This is a genomic window from Actinoplanes xinjiangensis, assembly GCF_003148685.1.
Taxonomy (GTDB): Bacteria; Actinomycetota; Actinomycetes; order Mycobacteriales; family Micromonosporaceae; genus Actinoplanes; species Actinoplanes xinjiangensis.
The window spans coordinates 367,310-383,175 of the sequence record NZ_QGGR01000004.1; the positions used below are offsets into that span (position 1 = coordinate 367,310).

A 15,866-nucleotide genomic window follows, 5' to 3' on the forward strand; every position below is an offset into this window, starting at 1 on the left:
GGGAAGCATAGCGCTGAGTGACAACCACGGCAGCCTCGGCGAGCGTTGAAACGCCGTTTAAATGCTGTTGACTAAGGCGCGCTTAAAGAATCAGCCATGTGGGTGGATTCGTTTGACTACCCACGGTTACGGCAGGGCGAGCATCTGGTCGAGCGCGATGCGCGCGTCGTGCGCGGTCTTCTCGTCGACCGTGATGACGTTCGGCACCCGCCCGGCGACGAGTTCCTCCAGCGTCCAGACCAGGTGGGGGAGGTCGATGCGGTTCATGGTGGAGCAGTAGCAGACCGTCCGGTCGAGGAACATGACCTGCTTGTCCGGGTGGGCGAGCGCGAGCCGGCGTACCAGATTGAGCTCGGTGCCCACCGCCCACGCCGAACCGGCCGGCGCCGCGTCGAGAGCCCTGATGATGTATTCGGTCGAGCCGACCTGGTCGGCGGCCCGGACCACCTCGTGCCGGCACTCGGGGTGGACCAGCACGTTGACGCCGGGGACGCGCTCGCGGACCTCGCGGACGCTGTCGATGGTGAACCGGCCGTGCACCGAGCAGTGCCCGCGCCACAGGATCATCCGCGCGTTGATCAGCTGCTCGTCGGTGAGGCCACCGTTCGGCTTGTGCGGGTCGTAGAGGACGCAGTCGTCCAGCTCGAAACCCATCTCCAGCACGGCGGTGTTGCGGCCGAGGTGCTGGTCGGGCAGGAAGAACACCTTGGAACCCTGCTCGAACGACCAGTCCAGGGCGCGCTTGGCGTTGGACGAGGTGCAGACCACACCGGAGTTGCGGCCGACGAAGCCCTTGATGTCGGCCGAGGAGTTCATGTACGTCACGGGGACGATCTGGTCGACGATGCCGAGGTCCTGGAAGTGCTCCCAGGCCGTCTCGACCTGACCCAGCACGGCCATGTCGGCCATCGAGCAACCCGCGGCGAGGTCCGGCAGGATGACGCGTTGCGAAGGCTGAGTGAGGATGTCCGCGCTCTCGGCCATGAAGTGCACACCACAGAACACGATGAACTCGGCGTCCGGGCGGGCCGCGGCCTGCTGGGCGAGCTTGAACGAGTCGCCGGTGACATCGGCGAACTGGATGACCTCGTCACGCTGGTAGTGGTGACCGAGCACGAACACCCGGTCGCCGAGCGCCGCCTTCGCCGCGGTGGCCCGGGCCACCAGATCCGGGTCGCTGGGGGCGGGCAGATCACCGGGGCAGTCCACCCCGCGCTCGCTCGCCGGATCGGTGCCCTTGCCGAGCAGGAGCAGGGTGAGCGGGGTGTTCGAGGGTTCGGTCCAGGTCGACGTCACGCCAGCCATCGTTGCACAGCGAATGAGACGGTAGCTGCGCCCCGGAGAGTGTGCTGCCACACTCGCGGGTGTGCGCGTACTGATCTGTCCGGACAAGTTCGCCGGGACCCTTTCCGCCCCCGATGTCGCCCGGGCCGTCGCCGACGGCTGGTCTGTTCCCTGTGACGTCCTCGTTCAGCGCCCGTTGGCCGACGGCGGCCCCGGTTTCGTCGAGGTGCTGGCCGCCGCCCTGGACGGCCGTCGCATCCCGGTCGACACGGTCGACCCGCTGGGCCGTCCGGCCAGCGGCGAGATCCTGCTGGCCGGCGGCGTCGCCTACGTCGAGAGCGCCCAGGCGTGCGGCCTGCACCTGCTGGCGCCCGAGGAGCGGGACCCGAGACGGACCACCTCGTACGGCCTGGGCCTGCTGCTCGCCGCCGCCGTGGAGTCCGGCGCCGCCGAGGTCGTCGTCGGCCTCGGCGGTTCGGCGGTCAACGACGGCGGCGCCGGCATGCTGGCCGCTCTGGGTGCCGCCCCGCTCGACGGGACCGGCTACGCCCTGCCGTACGGCGGTGCCGTCCTGATCGACGCGGCCTCGCTCGGCGGGGTGCCCCAGTTGCGCCAGGTTCGCCTGGTCGCCGCGACCGACGTCGACAACCCGCTGACCGGCCTGCACGGCGCCAGCAACGTCTTCGGCCCGCAGAAGGGCGCCTCCCGCGAGGACGTGCTGCTCCTGGACGCGGCGCTGGAACACTTCGCCGGGGTGCTGGAGCGCGCCTTCGACCTCAAGGACCTGGCCGTGCAGCCGGGCGGCGGCGCGGCCGGCGGGATCGGCGCGGCCCTGATCGCGCTCGGTGGCCGGGTGACCTCGGGTATCAACCTGGTCACGAATCTGATCGGCCTGGACCGGGAGCTGGACGCCGCCGACCTGGTGATCACCGGCGAGGGTTCGTTCGATCACCAGTCGCTGCGGGGCAAGGTGGTGGCCGGGATCGCGGCCGGTGCCCGCGACCGTGGCCTGCCGTGCGTGGTGCTGGCCGGGCGCAACGAGACCGGTCAGCGGGAGGCGTCGGCCGCCGGGGTCACCGAGACGCACACTCTCGTGGAGCATTTCGGCAGCGTCGAGACGGCTCTCGCCGAACCCGCCCGTGGGCTGCGGGAAATCGCCACGCGCCTGGCCGGGCAGTGGAGCAGGTAGGGGAGAAGGCTTTCATTCCGTTTCAGGGGTGGGGGCCGGGGCGGTCGACGGGTTCCCCGGATTGGGAATCCCGGGGATTGGGGTTAGCGTTGCCTGGTACGGCACATGACCGCACCTGGCAGGGAGATACCTAGTGACCACTGAAGCGCACACCGAGTCGACCGAGGCGACTGCCCCGTCCGGCATCAACCTCACCGACGTCGCCGCGGTGAAGGTCAAGGCCCTGATCGAGCAGGAAGGGCGCGATGACCTGCGCCTGCGTATCGCCGTACAGCCCGGTGGCTGCTCCGGCCTGCGCTACCAGCTCTTCTTCGACGAGCGGTCCCTCGACGGGGACGTCGTCAGCGACTTCGACGGCGTCGAGGTCGTGGTGGACCGGATGAGCGCTCCGTATCTTGCGGGCGCGACGATCGACTTCGCCGACCGGATCGACGCTCAGGGCTTCACGATCGACAACCCGAACGCGCAGAACTCCTGCGCCTGTGGTGACTCGTTCCACTGAGCAGCACCTTACGAACAGGCCGTCCCGTTCACGGGGCGGCCTGTTCGCTGTAACCGACCGGTAGTCTCAACCCGTAACGCCCCTGTTTCCCGACCCCCGAGGGCCGAAATGAAGATCGCCGTCACCGGCTCGATCGCCACCGACCACCTGATGCACTTCCCCGGCAGGTTCGCCGAGCAGCTCATCGCCGACCAGTTGCACAAGGTCTCGCTGTCCTTCCTCGTCGACGACCTGGTGGTCCGGCGCGGTGGCGTGGCCCCCAACATCGCCTTCGGGATGGCCAAGCTGGGTCTGCGGCCGATCCTGGTCGGTGCGGTCGGTGCCGACTTCGCCGACTACCGGTCGTGGCTGGAGCGGCACGGGGTCGACTGCGACTCGGTGCACATCAGCGACGTGGCGCACACCGCCCGGTTCGTCTGCACCACCGACGACGACCTCAACCAGATCGCCTCGTTCTACGCGGGTGCGATGGCCGAGGCGCGCAACATCGAGCTCGCCCCGGTGTATGAGCGGGCCGGCGGCCTCGACCTGGTGCTGGTCGGCGCGAACGACCCGGCCGCGATGATCCGCCACTCGGAGGAGTGCCGCACCCGCGGGTACCGGTTCATCGCCGACCCGTCGCAGCAGCTCGCCCGGATGAGCGGGTCCGACGTGCTGAGCCTGATCAGCGGCGCGGAGTACCTGATGACCAACGAGTACGAGCGGTCGCTGCTGGAGACCAAGGCCGAGCTCACCGCCGATCAGGTGCTGGAGCACGTCCGAATCCGGGTCACCACGCTCGGCAAGGACGGTGTGGAGATCACCGGCCGCGACATCGAGCGGATCCACGTGCCGGTCGTCCCGGGCGTGATCGGTGAGGACCCGACCGGCGTCGGTGACGGCTTCCGGGCCGGCTTCTTCTCGGCCGTGTCGTGGGGCCTCGGGCTGGAGCGGGCCGCGCAGGTGGGTTCGCTGGTCGCCGCCCTGGTGCTGGAGACGGTCGGCACCCAGGAGTACGACATCAGGGCCGCCGACTTCGGCAAGCGGTTCGCGGCGGCGTACGGCGACGTGGCGGCTGCCGAGATCACGCCCTTCCTCCCCGCATGAGGGCGTAGACCTCAAGTCATGGTTCTAGCGGTTTTCGCCGGTCTCCCCGGAGTCGGCAAGAGCACCCTGGCCGCCGCGGTCGCAGCCGAGCTGCCCGCGGCGGTCCTGGCGGTCGACATCGTCGACTTCACCCTGCAGCGGTACGGGGTGCACGAACCCCGGCCCGGTCTCGCCGCCTACGGCGTCGTGGCCGCGCTCGCCGAGGAACAGATCAGAATCGGCCACCACGTGATCATCGACGCGGTGAACCCGGTCAAGGCGGCCCGGGAGCTGTGGACCGACCTGGCCGAGCGGATGGCGGTGCCGTTGCGGGTCGTCGAGGTGGTCTGCGGCGACGACATCGAGCACCGGCGCCGGGTCGAGGAGCGCTATCAGGCCCGCGACCACGAGGGCATCCCGGACTGGGTGCGGGTCCTGGAGCGCCAGGCCGAGTACGAGCCGTACCTGGGCCCGCGCCTGGTCGTCGACACCTACCTGGCCAAGGAGCCCGTGCCCCAGGTGATCGACTACCTCAGCTGAGGCGGCGGACGTCGAAGGCGTGGCCGTCGGCCGCGACGAACTCCTGGCCCTTCATCCGGCACCAGGCGGGGATGTCGTTGGCCGCGGCCGGGTCGTCGGCGAGCACCCGCACGATCTCGCCGACGGCGACCCCGGGCATCGCCTTGGCCAGCCGGATCACCGGGATCGGGCAGCGCAGCCCACGGCAGTCGAGGGTGATCAGAACCCGGCCTCCTTCCGGATGTCCGCGACCAGACCCGGCAATACCGTGAGGAATCTCTCGACGTCGGCCGCGGTGGTGTCCCGGTGCAGCGACACCCGCACGTTGCCGTGGCTGAGCACCCCCATCGCCTCCAGCACGTGACTGGGCCGCAGCGTCGAGGACGTGCACGACGATCCCGACGAGACCGCGAAGCCGTGCCGGTCCAGGGCGTGCAGCAGCGCCTCGCCGTCCACGTACAGGCAGCTGAAGGTCACCAGGTGCGGCAGCCGGCCGACCGGGTCGCCGACGATCTCCACGTCCGGCACGGTCGCCGCGACGCGGTCCCGGATCCGGTCCACCAGCGCGCCCAGCCGTACCGCCTCGGCCGCCGCCTCACCCACCGCGGCGCGCAGGCTCGCGGCCGCCGCGACCACCTGCGGCAGGCCGAGCGCGCCCGGGTTACCGGGGCGATGAAGATCATCCTGAGGGTACGGTGAGAGCCAGCGCACACCTTTGCGGACGGCCAGCACACCCACTCCGGGCGGGCCGCCCCACTTGTGCGCGCTGGCGCTCAGCAGCGACCAGCCGGCCGGCAGCTCCGCCCGGCCCACGGTCTGCGCCGCGTCCACGAACAGCGGCACCCCCGCCTCCGAGCACAGTTCCGCCGCGGCGGCCACCGGCTGAATCGTTCCCACTTCGTGACTGGCGCTGATCAGGCTCGCCAGGGCCACCCCGTCGCCGGCGACCGCGGACGCCCAGGCCGCCAGGTCGAGCCGGCCGAGCCGGTCCACGCCGACCTCGACGGCCTCGGTGGTGCGGGCCGCGTGCAGCACGGCCGAGTGCTCGATCGCCGAGTGGACCAGGGTGCGGCCGGCCCGTTTCCGCCCGCCCAGTCCGCCGAGCACCGCCGCCTGCGCCGCCGCGGTCCCGGACGGCCAGAAGGTGAGCTCGTCCGGGCGTACCCCCAGAAGCTCGGCGACCACCGCGGTGGCCGCGTCGCGCAACTGCTGGGCCCGCCGCCCGGCCGCGTAGAGCCGGGAGGGGTCGGCCCACCCGTCGGCCAGGGAGGCGAGCAGGGCCTCGCGGGCTACCGGATGCAGAGGCGCCGCGGTAGCGGCGTCGAGGTAAGCATGCGCCCCGGCCGGATCGCCTGTGTAATCCACACAGGGAACGGTATCGTCCGGTTGTCCGGGTGTTTTCCGCGACGGTCCCCCCGGTGGCGGGCGGGCCGTTCCTGGTCGAGTAGTGTGCGACCGTCGGTGAGCCTTGCCGCCAGGTGTCCGGTTTCGGCAGGCGGCGCTGCTAAGGAGGCAGAAGCAGGTGGGCGCAAGGAGTTCGGCCACGAGGCCGCGGGCAGTAGGCCGGGCGGCCGGGCTGGGTCTCGGCGGCGCGACGCTGCTGACGCTGCTCTCGGGCTGTTCGATCGCGGACTGGGGAGATGCGTTCGGCCACTTCGGCTGGCCGAGCCGGGGCATCAGCCTCCAGGCACATGAGATGTATGACCTGTGGATCGCGTCGACGATCGCGGCCCTGGTGGTCGGGTTCGGCGTGTGGGGTCTGATCTTCTGGTGTGTGATCCGGTATCGGAAGCGCGGCGAAGAGCTGCCCGTGCAGACCCGGTTCAACATGCCGATGGAGATCCTCTACACGGTCACGCCGGTGCTGATCGTCGCGGTGCTCTTCTACTACACCGCGATCGTGCAGACCAATGTCGACAAGCTGTCGAAGAACCCCGACCAGGTCGTCGAGGTCGTCGCGTTCAAGTGGAACTGGCAGTTCAACTACCGCGACGGGATGGGCGAGCAGGCCGAGACGGTCGCGTCGACCGTCGGTTCGTCCGACGTGATCCCGATCCTGGTGCTGCCGGTCGGTGAGACGATCCGGTTCGAGGAGACCAGCAGGGACGTCATCCACTCGTTCTGGGTGCCGGAGATGCTGTTCAAGCGGGACGTGTTCCCCGGCAACGTGCGCAACGTCTTCGAGGTGACCCTCGACAAGGAGGGCCGCTACGTCGGCCGGTGCGCCGAGCTGTGTGGGACATACCACGCCTTCATGAACTTCGAGCTGGTCACCGTCTCGTCGGAAGAGTTCGACCAGTACCTTGCGGCGCGCAAGGCCGGCAAGTCGACCCAGGACGCGCTGACCGAGATCGGCGAAGACCCGTATGCGACCAGGACCTCGCCGTTCAACACCCGGCGCCAGTCGCACACCTGGAACTCGCCCGAGACCGTAGCAGCGGGGAAGTAGGACTGTCGTGAGGACCGAATACAAGATCTTCGCCGCGGTCGCCGCCTTCCTGTTCGGTGCGGCTGCCGTCTACGGCGTCTACACGCACAACACCGGCAACATCTCCGGAACCGACGTCGATCCGGCCGGGTTCCGCGGTGGGGTCGAGTGGGTGGGCGTCGTGGCGCTGATCCTTTCCGGACTGCTCTGCACGATGTGCGCCGGCTTCTTCTGGTTCGTGGCCCGCCGTATCGACCTGCGTCCGGAGGACCGGGAAGACGGCGAGATCGCCGAGGGCGCCGGCGAGGTCGGCTTCTTCAGCCCGGGCAGCTACTGGCCGTTCGGCATCGCCCTGGCCGCCGCGGTGGCCGGCATCGGCCTGGTGTTCTGGATGTGGTGGCTGGTGGCCTTCGGCCTGATCGCGGTGATCTTCACCGCGTGCGGTCTGCTCTTCGAGTACTACTCGGGCACCCGCCACCCGGAAGCGCACCTGTAGTTCTGATCACGCTGAAAGCCCGCACCCCGGTCGGTGGTGCGGGCTTTCGCGTTGCCGGGGACCCGGCGGCCGCTGTGAACGGCCACCCGGTGACCGCGGTCAGGCGGCCGATCGCTGCTGGGGAGCGACGCGCCTGGTCTTCTCGCCGGGCTTCCAGAGGTGGACGACGATCGGGGCGACCACCTCGGCCGCCCCGCAGCGGGTGCAGACCAGCTCCGGGCAGTCGTCGTGGCCGTCCTCGCAGGGCGGCACCTCGAAGAGCATGTCGCCGTCGCAGATGACGCAGCGGAGTTCGCGTTCCTGCACGGGTCTCTCCTTCGCGGGAAGGTCAAATTACCCGAATGTCATTCAGACGTTGTCACGTAAATCGGGCGATCTGGGGTATTACCAACGGCGTGTTGAAGGAATTCCCGGTTACTCGGCGGCCTTCGCGGCCTGTGCCGCGGCCACCCAGCGGTCCAGCTGAGCGGTCGTGGCGCCGGAGTCGATCGCCTCGGCGGCCCGCCTGATCCCGGCCCGCAGCGTCTCGTGGAAGTCGCCCGGGAACCCGCTCTGCGCCGCGAACGCCGCCGCCGCGTTGAGCAGCACGGCGTCCCGCACCGGGCCCTGCTCGCCGGCGAACGTCCGGCGGGCCACGTCGGCGTTGAAAGCCACCTCGCCGCCCCGCAGATCGGCCGGCTGACTGCGCGGGAGGCCGAGGTCCACCGAGTCCACCAGGAGCTCCTCGACCTTGCCGTCACGGGCCAACCAGACCCGCGTGGGCGCCGACGTGGTGAACTCGTCCAGGCCGTCCTCGCCGCGGACGACCAGCGCCGAGTCGCCGCGCCGGGCGAACACCTGGGCCATCACCGGTGCCATCCGCGGGTCGAAGCAGCCGACCGCGGCCGATGTGGGCCGGGCCGGGTTGGTCAGTGGGCCCAGCACGTTGAAGAACGTGGGCACACCCAGCTCGCGCCGGGTGACCGCGGCATGCCGCATGCCGGGGTGATAGCGGGCCGCGAAGCAGAAGCCGATGCCGGCCTCGGCGACCGTGCGTGCCACACCGGCCGGGCCCAGGTCCAGCGGCAGGCCGAAATGCTCGAGCAGGTCGGCCGTGCCGGTGGTGGAGGACGCCGAGCGGTTGCCGTGCTTGACCACCGTCACGCCCGCGGAGGCGGTCACGATCGCCGCCATGGTGGAGATGTTCACCGTGTTGGCCCGGTCCCCGCCGGTGCCGACCACGTCGACCGCACTGGTCCGGGTCGCCTCCGGCAGCTCGACCAGCGTGGCATTGGCGATCATCGCCTCCACCAGCCCGGCCAGCTCGCCCGGCGTCTCACCCTTGGCGCGCAGCGCCACCGCGAAACCGGCTATCTGCACCGGGGTCGCGTTGCCGGCCATGATCTCGCCCATGGCCCACGCCGTGTCCGTCGTGGCGAGTTCCTCGCCACGCAACAGTGCGCTCGTCAGATTGGGCCAGGTGCGTGCGCCCATGGCGCTGCCTCCATCGGGGGTCTAACTGCGGGAAGTGTCAGCGGGGGATGGTGCCCAGAGTGCCCAGCGGGACGGCGCCGTCCCGGCGCGCGCGGAGCAGCCCGGCCACCGTCTGCCCGGTGGTGACCGGGTCCAGCGGGGCCACGATGGTGGCGTCGGCCTGCGCGTAGGCGGCGAGCCAGCGGTCCGCGGCGCGGGCGATCACGACGCAGGTGGGCGGCGGGTTCAGGTACTCGTCCTTGGTCTGACGGGCGATCCCGATGCCACCGGCCGGGCTGGCCTCGCCGTCGAGCATCATCAGGTCGATCTCGTACTCGTCGAGCAGGCGACGGCACTCCTCCCAGGTGGAGGCCTCGGCGAACTCGACCTGCAGATCAGCCGCGGGACGCGAGCCGATGGCGAGCCGGATCCGGTCTCGCACGGCGGCGTCGTCGCTGTAGAGCAGAACGGTGTACTCGCTCACGGTGTACTCGCTCATCTTGTGCCCCACCTCACGTCTTAGGTCCCAGGGATCGTACCGAACTTGTTATCCGGCGTCGGGCGCCGGGCGTACCGCATTGTCCGCCGCCTCGGCCCGGTCCAGGGCCCGGTCGATCCGCCGGGCCTCCCGCTCCGACTGGCGGACCCACTGGACGACCAGGATGCCCAGCATCGTGACGCTGACGATCTCGCCACCGGCCCACAGGATGCCGCCCGCCATGACCTGGTCGGCCTTCGGATCAAGCCAGCTCAGGCCCAGGTTCGGGTACCAGTCGCCGCCGAGCAGCTCGTTGCTCTGCATGATCGTCAGACCGAGCACCGTGTGGAACGGGACACTCAGCACCATCAGCAGGGCGCGTCCCGGGTACGGCCACCGGTTCGGCAGCGGGTCCAGCCCCAGCAGCGGCCAGAAGAACAGGCAGCCGGTGACGATGAAGTGCACGTGGACGAACTCGTGCACCCAGACGTGCTCCAGCGTCTGGCGGTAGGCGCCGGTGAAGTACAGGACGAACGGGTTCGCGATGAACAGCCCGAACGCGACCAGCGGGAAGGTCAGCACCCGGACGTACCGGCTGTGCAGGACGGCGAGCAGGGTCTTGCGCGGCGGTCCGTGCAGGACCCGCAGGGCCAGCGTGGTCGGTGCGCCCAGGGCCAGGAAGATCGGGCCCACCATGGACAGCACCATGTGCTGCACCATGTGGACGGAGATCAGCGTGGTGTCGTAGGCCTCGATCCCGGTGACCGTGACCAGCGCGATCGACCCGAGTCCACCGGCGATGAAGGCCACCGTGCGGCCGGCCGGCCAGGCGTCGCCGCGCTGTCGTAGGCGCCAGACGCCGTACAGGTAGAGCGCCGCCGAGACCAGCAGACCCAACGTGATCGGACTGACCAGGTTGATCTCGGTGAAGAACACCGCCGGGGTGAACGGCGGAAGTCCAGTATCCCCGGCATTGGCCGCGAGTGAGGGCAAAACGTGAAGCTGCACCACTTGAGGTTAGGTCTCCCCCCTGGTCACAGATAATTCCGGGCGCCCCGCAAGGCCGGATTGGGGACCCCGGGGGACCTTGAGCCTGTCTCGGATGAATAATGAGGCCGTGACAGCGGCAGCCATCGACAAGAGCCGGATCCACTCGCTGACCCGACCCAACATGGTCAGCGTCGGGACCATCGTGTGGCTCTCCAGCGAGCTCATGTTCTTCGCGGCATTGTTCGCGATGTACTTCTCCATCCGTGCTGCGGACTACAGCATGTGGGAGCACCACACGAAATCCCTGAACGTCCCGTACGCGACGACGTTCACGGTGATCCTGGTTCTCTCCTCGGTGACCTGCCAGCTCGGCGTCTTCGCGGCGGAGAAGGGTGACGTGTTCGCGCTGCGGCGCTGGTTCACGATCACCTTCGTGATGGGCCTGATCTTCGTGCTCGGGCAGGTGAACGAGTACGTGACCCTGGTCGGACACGGCGTCAAGATCAATGCCGACGGGTACGGTTCGATGTTCTACCTGACGACCGGGTTCCACGGTCTGCACGTGACCGGCGGCCTGATCGCCTTCATCGTCTACATGATCCGGACCACGATGGGCAGGTTCACGCCGGCCCAGGCCACGTCCGCGATCGTCGTGTCGTACTACTGGCACTTCGTGGACGTCGTCTGGATCGCCCTGTTCGCCATGATCTATTGGCTTCAGTGACGCGCCGTAATCCGCTGAGCTTCAGGTTCGAACCCCAAGGGACATAGCCCATGACTTCTGACACCCCCGCCCGCAGGCGCGCCCGGGTGTTCTCCCGGCGACGCGGCGCGCCCAGCCGGGCGCGCCGGAGGCTCGGCGCGGCGGTGCGCATGCTCGCCGCCCTGGTGCTGGCCGGTGGCGTCTACACCGCCTTCACGCCGGGCGCGTTCGCCGAGGACAACGTTCAGCTCTCCGCTGTCGCACGGGAGGGCAAGGCGCTCTACGACACCAGCTGCATCAGCTGCCACGGCCGTGACGGCCAGGGTGTCGAGGAGCGTGGGCCGAGCCTGATCGGCGTCGGCTCGGCCTCGGTCGAGTTCCAGGTGGGCACCGGCCGTATGCCGATGACCCGCCAGGAGGCCCAGGCCGAGGAGAAGCCGCGACAGTTCGACGACGCGCAGACCGAGCAGCTCGGGCAGTACATCCAGGAGCTCGGTGGCGGCCCGGAGCTGCCCGAGGGCGCGCTCGTCGAGGACCTCGAGGCCAAGCCGGACGCCCTGGCCCGTGGCGGCGAGCTGTTCCGCGTCAACTGCACCTCCTGCCACGGCTTCGGCGGCGGCGGCGGCGCCCTCTCCTCGGGCAAGTTCGCCCCCGCGCTGCACGACGCCACGGCCGAGGAGATCTACGCGGCCATGCTCACCGGCCCGCAGAACATGCCGGTCTTCGGTGACAACCAGCTCACGCCGGACCAGAAGAAGCAGATCATCACCTACATCTCGGTCCAGCTCCAGGACGACAAGGACCCGGGCGGCCTGTTCAACCTGGGCCGGTACGGCCCGTCGACCGAGGGCATGGCCATCTTCCTGGTCGGCATCACCCTCCTGGTCTTCACGTCGCTCTGGATTGCGGGGAAGTCATGACGGCGGTTCATCACGGCGAGACCGGCACGCCGGTCGACGTCAAGGATCCGCACCTGACGCGGTTCGACATCGTCAAGGAAGGCCTCCGGCGCGACGACATCGAGATCGTCACGTACGAGTCGAACTTCCACGGGCAGAACTCCAAGGCGGAGCGGCGGGTCGTCCGCAACATCTCCCTGCTGCTCCTGCTCTCCGGGTTGTTCACCGCGGCGTTCCTGGTCTTCTACATCGTGTGGCCGTGGGAGTTCGAGCTCGGCCACACGCTGAGCGACTACTACACCCCGATCCTGGGCATCACCCTGGGCCTGGGCCTGCTGTCGCTCGGCTTCGCGATCCTCGCCTGGGCCAAGAAGCTGCTGCCGCACGAGCTGTCCATCCAGCAGCGCCACGGCGACCCGTCCTCCGACGAAGAGCGCCTGATCACCGGCCAGACCATGATGTTTGTGGCCGACGAAATGGGCGTCGCGCGCCGGCCGCTGCTGAAGGGCGCGATCGCCATCGGCGCCGCGCCGCTCGGCCTGGCCGTCGCCGCCCCGCTGGTCGGTGGCCTGATCGAGGACCCGCACAAGGGCGAGCACCCGATGATGTACACCACCGGGTTCCACCCCTCGCACAACGGCGACAAGCCGGTCCGCCTCACCCGTGAGGACGGCAGCCCGATCCGCCCCGAGGATGTGAGCGCGGGCGGTCAGATGACCGTCTACCCGGGCATCCCGCACGGCGCCACCAACCACTACGCCGACTCGCCGACGCTGCTCATCCACCTCCGGGCGGACGACGCGGCGGAGACCCGCAAGAACGCCGAGGCCGACAAGAACGGCCGCAACGTGGGTTCGATGTGGGGCAACTACGTCGCGTACTCCAAGATCTGCACGCACGCGGGCTGCCCCGCCAGCCTCTACGAGCAGCAGACCAACCGTCTTCTCTGCCCTTGCCACCAGTCGCAGTTCCTCATCACGGACAACGCCCAGCCGGTTTTCGGACCCGCGACGCGCCGTCTGCCGATGCTGCCGCTTACAGTGGACGAAGAAGGTTTCTTCGTGGCGGCGGAAGACTTCAGAGACGTCGTCGGACCTGACTTCTGGGAGCGGCCGTGAAGCGCCGAAAGATCGACCTCGCAGAGGCCCCTAAGAATTTCGCCAAGGGGGTGGACGACCGGTTCCAGGCTGCCACTCCGCTGCGCGGCCTGCTGAACAAGGTCTTCCCGGACCACTGGTCGTTCCTGCTCGGCGAAATCGCCCTGTTCTCCTTCATCGTGCTGCTGCTCAGCGGCGTGTTCCTGACCCTCTTCTTCGACCCGTCGATGAAGGAGGTTCCGTACGACGGCTCGTACCTGGCGCTCAAGGGCACCATGATGTCCGCGGCGTACGAGTCATCGCTGAACCTGTCGTTCGAGGTCCGCGGTGGCCTCTTCATGCGGCAGATGCACCACTGGGCGGCGCTGCTGTTCATGGCGTCGATCATCGTGCACATGGCGCGTGTCTTCTTCACCGGCGCGTTCCGTAAGCCGCGCGAGATCAACTGGGTGATCGGCGTCCTGCTGTTCCTGCTCGGGTTCTTCGCCGGCTTCACCGGCTACTCACTGCCCGACGACGGCCTCTCCGGCACCGGTCTCCGTATCGCCTCCGCGATCATGCTGACCCTCCCGGTCATCGGCACCTGGCTCTCCGCCGCGATCTTCGGTGGCGAGTTCCCCGGCGAGCTGATCATCGGCCGCTTCTACATCGCGCACGTGCTGCTCATTCCGGGCATCCTGCTCGGCCTGATCGCCGCCCACCTGGGCATCGTGTTCAAGCAGAAGCACACCCAGTGGCCCGGCCCGCTGCGGACCAACGACAACGTCGTCGGCGAGCGCATGTTCCCGCGCTACGCGATGAAGCAGGGCGGCTTCTTCATGGCCGTCTTCGGCGTCATCGCCCTGATGGCCGGCATGTTCCAGATCAACCCGATCTGGCTCTTCGGGCCGTACCGTGCGGCTGAGGTCTCCTCCGCCTCGCAGCCCGACTTCTACGTCATGTTCATGGACGGCCTGGTCCGGCTCACGCCCAACTGGCAGATCTACATCCCGATCGGCGACGGTTACAGCCTCCCGCCGATGTTCTGGCCCGCCGTGGTCGGCCTGGGCGCGCTGTTCACCCTGCCCATGGCGTACCCGTGGCTGGAAGCGCGCAAGCTCAAGGACAAGCGCAGCCACCACCTGCTGGAGCGGCCGCGTGACAACCCCGAGCGGGTCGGCATCGGCATGATGGCGCTGACGTTCTTCATCATCGCCACCCTCTCCGGCGCCAACGACGTCATCGCCGACAAGTTCCACATCAGCCTCAACGCGATGACCTGGGCCGGCCGGATCGGCCTGGTCATCCTGCCGCCGCTGGCCTACTACATCTCCGTCCGCATCTGCCTCGGTCTTCAGCAGCACGACCGCCAGGTGCTGGCCCACGGTGTGGAGACCGGCATCATCAGGCGGCTGCCGAACGGCAAGTTCGAGGAGGTCCACCAGCCCCTCGGGCCGGTCGACGACCACGGGCACCCGATCCCGCTGGAGTACGCCGGCTGGGTCGTGCCGAAGAAGATGAACCGTCTCGGCGCGCTGGCTCCGGCCATCAAGGGCTTCTTCTACCCGGTGGAGAAGCCCGCCGAGATCCCGGTTTCACCGGCCGTCGGTGGTAGTGCCAAGCGTGAGGAGATCAAGTCCGGGCGTTGATCCGGTCTTGTACTTCGGGGCCCGTCGGATGCGATCCGGCGGGCCCTTCACGTTGTCCCGGGGGCGGCGGGCATGCACGGCCGCCGCCCAGGGGTGTTCAGGCCAGGGTCACGGTCACGTCAGCCTGGGCGAAGACCGCCATCAGTTCGGTGAAGGACTCGACGCCCATGCTGTTCTTCGCCGTCTCGTGAGCCGTCCACCGCAGGGTGAAAGGCGGAGCGGCCCCCCACTCGCCGCTGAGGCAGTCGTTCAGGGCGTAGCCGTTCCAGCCGAAGTAGCCGCCCGGGCCGTTGATCGCTTCGCCCAGCGCACAGTAGAAGGCGTTGCCGTCGGTCACCTGGGTGCCGTCGAGGTGATAGGTGGTACCGGCCGGCCGGTCGGGACGGGCCCGATAGCGGTTGCCGGCCAGCGCCAGCCGCAGCCATTCGTGGCGCATGTGCGGGCTCAGTGGCACCCAGGTGCCCGATACGGTGGGGCGCTGTCGCAGCCAGCTCTCCCACAGGGGGCGGGCGCCGGCGGGCAGAGGCTCCCAGACACCGTCCTCCAGCTCCACGTCCAGCAGATCCGGGCCCAGCGCCGAGGGGCGGACGGCCCGCACCGAGGAGAAGACGCCCGGCTCCAGGATGCCGAACTGCGCTCCGTCGGCGTGGCGGGCCGAGATGGCGGCACTCAGCTCCAGATCCTCGGTGCCGTCGTGTCGCCAGGCGGCCAGTGCGGCGGCGAAACCGGGCGACGGGCGGAGACCGAGCAGGGTCACCGGGGGCGCGAGAAGCTCGGTGCGCTCCCGGAAGAAGCCGTCCACCATGCGACATCGGGCGATGACCGTGTCGTCGTCGAGGGACAGCTGGAAGCCGTCAGCCTCGGGCGGCTCGCCATCGGGGCGCAGATGCCGCTGCTGTTCGACGCGGCCGGTCACCTCGATACGGTCGCCGTCGGAGGCCGACACGGTCACGTCGTAGAGGGCGGTGAAATCACCGGTCCTGCCGTTGACGATCGGTTCCACGTACGCCACGTCGAAATGAGCCGGGGTGGCCACGACCCGGTCGCAGCCGGTCAGGGTGAAGCGCTCCAGGGGCGGGTCGGGCAGGTCCACGAAGAGGTTGTGGATCTCGGCGCACTCGCCCAGGAGGCGGGCG

General features: G+C 69.1%; 18 protein-coding genes. 10 read left to right on the forward strand and 8 right to left on the reverse strand.

The window, feature by feature from the left end:
- Positions 1 to 126: 126 nt before the first annotated feature.
- Entirely contained in the window at positions 127 to 1,305 is a 1,179-nt protein-coding gene (gene nadA / locus BC793_RS11420; protein WP_109592067.1) for a quinolinate synthase NadA, read from the reverse strand.
- A gap of 61 nt (positions 1,306 to 1,366) precedes the next feature.
- Here nadA and BC793_RS11425 point away from each other — a divergent pair, with 61 nt between their 5' ends.
- The 4 genes from BC793_RS11425 (at position 1,367) to BC793_RS11440 (ending at position 4,580) form a co-directional block, all read left to right on the forward strand.
- Entirely contained in the window at positions 1,367 to 2,473 is a 1,107-nt protein-coding gene (locus BC793_RS11425) for a glycerate kinase family protein (protein ID WP_109592069.1), read from the forward strand.
- A gap of 133 nt (positions 2,474 to 2,606) precedes the next feature.
- Complete coding sequence (gene erpA, locus BC793_RS11430) at positions 2,607 to 2,975, forward strand: iron-sulfur cluster insertion protein ErpA (protein WP_109592071.1); 369 nt, start codon at positions 2,607 to 2,609, stop codon at positions 2,973 to 2,975.
- A 108-nt stretch (positions 2,976 to 3,083) separates the two neighbouring features.
- Entirely contained in the window at positions 3,084 to 4,061 is a 978-nt protein-coding gene (locus BC793_RS11435; RefSeq protein WP_109592073.1) for a carbohydrate kinase family protein, read from the forward strand.
- Positions 4,062 to 4,079: 18 nt separating this feature from the next.
- The gene (locus BC793_RS11440; RefSeq protein ID WP_109592075.1) at positions 4,080 to 4,580 is read left to right on the forward strand and encodes a P-loop nucleotide/nucleoside kinase family protein; all 501 of its coding nucleotides are present in this window, start codon (positions 4,080 to 4,082) and stop codon (positions 4,578 to 4,580) included.
- Here BC793_RS11440 and BC793_RS11445 read toward each other — a convergent pair.
- Together BC793_RS11445 and BC793_RS11450 are read right to left on the reverse strand one after the other, a co-directional pair.
- On the reverse strand, positions 4,573 to 4,782 hold the full coding sequence (locus tag BC793_RS11445) for a sulfurtransferase TusA family protein (protein ID WP_109592448.1): 210 nt from the start codon (positions 4,780 to 4,782) through the stop codon (positions 4,573 to 4,575). The genes BC793_RS11440 and BC793_RS11445 overlap by 8 nt on opposite strands.
- A complete protein-coding gene (locus tag BC793_RS11450) occupies positions 4,779 to 5,924 on the reverse strand; it encodes a cysteine desulfurase family protein (protein WP_109592077.1) in 1,146 nt (381 codons plus the stop codon). Before BC793_RS11450 ends, BC793_RS11445 begins: the two co-directional genes overlap by 4 nt.
- A 157-nt stretch (positions 5,925 to 6,081) precedes the next feature.
- Here BC793_RS11450 and ctaC point away from each other — a divergent pair, with 157 nt between their 5' ends.
- On the forward strand, positions 6,082 to 7,008 hold the full coding sequence (ctaC, locus tag BC793_RS11455) for an aa3-type cytochrome oxidase subunit II (protein ID WP_109592079.1): 927 nt from the start codon (positions 6,082 to 6,084) through the stop codon (positions 7,006 to 7,008).
- Positions 7,009 to 7,015: 7 nt separating this feature from the next.
- Positions 7,016 to 7,483, forward strand: coding sequence for a cytochrome c oxidase subunit 4 (locus tag BC793_RS11460; protein WP_109592081.1), 468 nt, complete (start codon positions 7,016 to 7,018; stop codon positions 7,481 to 7,483).
- 99 nt (positions 7,484 to 7,582) lie between these two features.
- Here BC793_RS11460 and BC793_RS11465 read toward each other — a convergent pair whose 3' ends face one another.
- The 4 genes from BC793_RS11465 to BC793_RS11480 form a co-directional block, all read right to left on the reverse strand.
- A complete protein-coding gene (locus tag BC793_RS11465; RefSeq protein WP_109592083.1) occupies positions 7,583 to 7,789 on the reverse strand; it encodes a hypothetical protein in 207 nt (68 codons plus the stop codon).
- A gap of 108 nt (positions 7,790 to 7,897) precedes the next feature.
- Entirely contained in the window at positions 7,898 to 8,956 is a 1,059-nt protein-coding gene (trpD, locus tag BC793_RS11470; protein ID WP_109592085.1) for an anthranilate phosphoribosyltransferase, read from the reverse strand.
- A 37-nt stretch (positions 8,957 to 8,993) separates the two neighbouring features.
- Complete coding sequence (locus tag BC793_RS11475) at positions 8,994 to 9,434, reverse strand: helix-turn-helix domain-containing protein (RefSeq protein ID WP_109592087.1); 441 nt, start codon at positions 9,432 to 9,434, stop codon at positions 8,994 to 8,996.
- A 48-nt stretch (positions 9,435 to 9,482) separates the two neighbouring features.
- The gene (locus BC793_RS11480) at positions 9,483 to 10,421 is read right to left on the reverse strand and encodes a cytochrome c oxidase assembly protein (protein ID WP_239169873.1); all 939 of its coding nucleotides are present in this window, start codon (positions 10,419 to 10,421) and stop codon (positions 9,483 to 9,485) included.
- Positions 10,422 to 10,530: 109 nt separating this feature from the next.
- Here BC793_RS11480 and ctaE point away from each other — a divergent pair, with 109 nt between their 5' ends.
- Genes ctaE through qcrB form a run of 4 tightly spaced genes read left to right on the forward strand, consistent with a single transcriptional unit; the run spans position 10,531 to position 14,730 of the window.
- Complete coding sequence (gene ctaE / locus BC793_RS11485; RefSeq protein WP_109592091.1) at positions 10,531 to 11,127, forward strand: aa3-type cytochrome oxidase subunit III; 597 nt, start codon at positions 10,531 to 10,533, stop codon at positions 11,125 to 11,127.
- A gap of 50 nt (positions 11,128 to 11,177) precedes the next feature.
- Positions 11,178 to 12,026, forward strand: coding sequence for a cytochrome bc1 complex diheme cytochrome c subunit (gene qcrC, locus BC793_RS11490; protein WP_109592093.1), 849 nt, complete (start codon positions 11,178 to 11,180; stop codon positions 12,024 to 12,026).
- Entirely contained in the window at positions 12,023 to 13,123 is a 1,101-nt protein-coding gene (qcrA, locus tag BC793_RS11495) for a cytochrome bc1 complex Rieske iron-sulfur subunit (protein ID WP_109592095.1), read from the forward strand. Before qcrC ends, qcrA begins: the two co-directional genes overlap by 4 nt.
- Positions 13,120 to 14,730: a cytochrome bc1 complex cytochrome b subunit gene (qcrB, locus tag BC793_RS11500; protein ID WP_109592097.1), complete on the forward strand. Its 1,611-nt coding sequence runs from the start codon at positions 13,120 to 13,122 to the stop codon at positions 14,728 to 14,730. The genes qcrA and qcrB overlap by 4 nt, the downstream gene beginning before the upstream one ends.
- A gap of 97 nt (positions 14,731 to 14,827) precedes the next feature.
- Here the strand turns inward: qcrB and BC793_RS11505 are convergent, their stop codons facing one another.
- Positions 14,828 to 15,823, reverse strand: a complete 996-nt coding sequence (locus BC793_RS11505; protein WP_109592099.1) for a barstar family protein — start codon at positions 15,821 to 15,823, stop codon at positions 14,828 to 14,830.
- Positions 15,824 to 15,866: the final 43 nt, after the last annotated feature.

Bases quoted from the DNA above. Each gene is read 5' to 3' on its own strand.
- nadA (WP_109592067.1), bottom strand. From the start codon at position 1,305: ATGGCTGGCGTGACGTCGACCTGGACCGAACCCTCGAACACCCCGCTC.
- BC793_RS11435 (WP_109592073.1), top strand. From the start codon at position 3,084: ATGAAGATCGCCGTCACCGGCTCGATCGCCACCGACCACCTGATGCAC.
- BC793_RS11440 (WP_109592075.1), top strand. From the start codon at position 4,080: ATGGTTCTAGCGGTTTTCGCCGGTCTCCCCGGAGTCGGCAAGAGCACC.
- trpD (WP_109592085.1), bottom strand. From the start codon at position 8,956: ATGGGCGCACGCACCTGGCCCAATCTGACGAGCGCACTGTTGCGTGGC.
- BC793_RS11475 (WP_109592087.1), bottom strand. From the start codon at position 9,434: ATGAGCGAGTACACCGTGAGCGAGTACACCGTTCTGCTCTACAGCGAC.
- qcrC (WP_109592093.1), top strand. From the start codon at position 11,178: ATGACTTCTGACACCCCCGCCCGCAGGCGCGCCCGGGTGTTCTCCCGG.
- qcrA (WP_109592095.1), top strand. From the start codon at position 12,023: ATGACGGCGGTTCATCACGGCGAGACCGGCACGCCGGTCGACGTCAAG.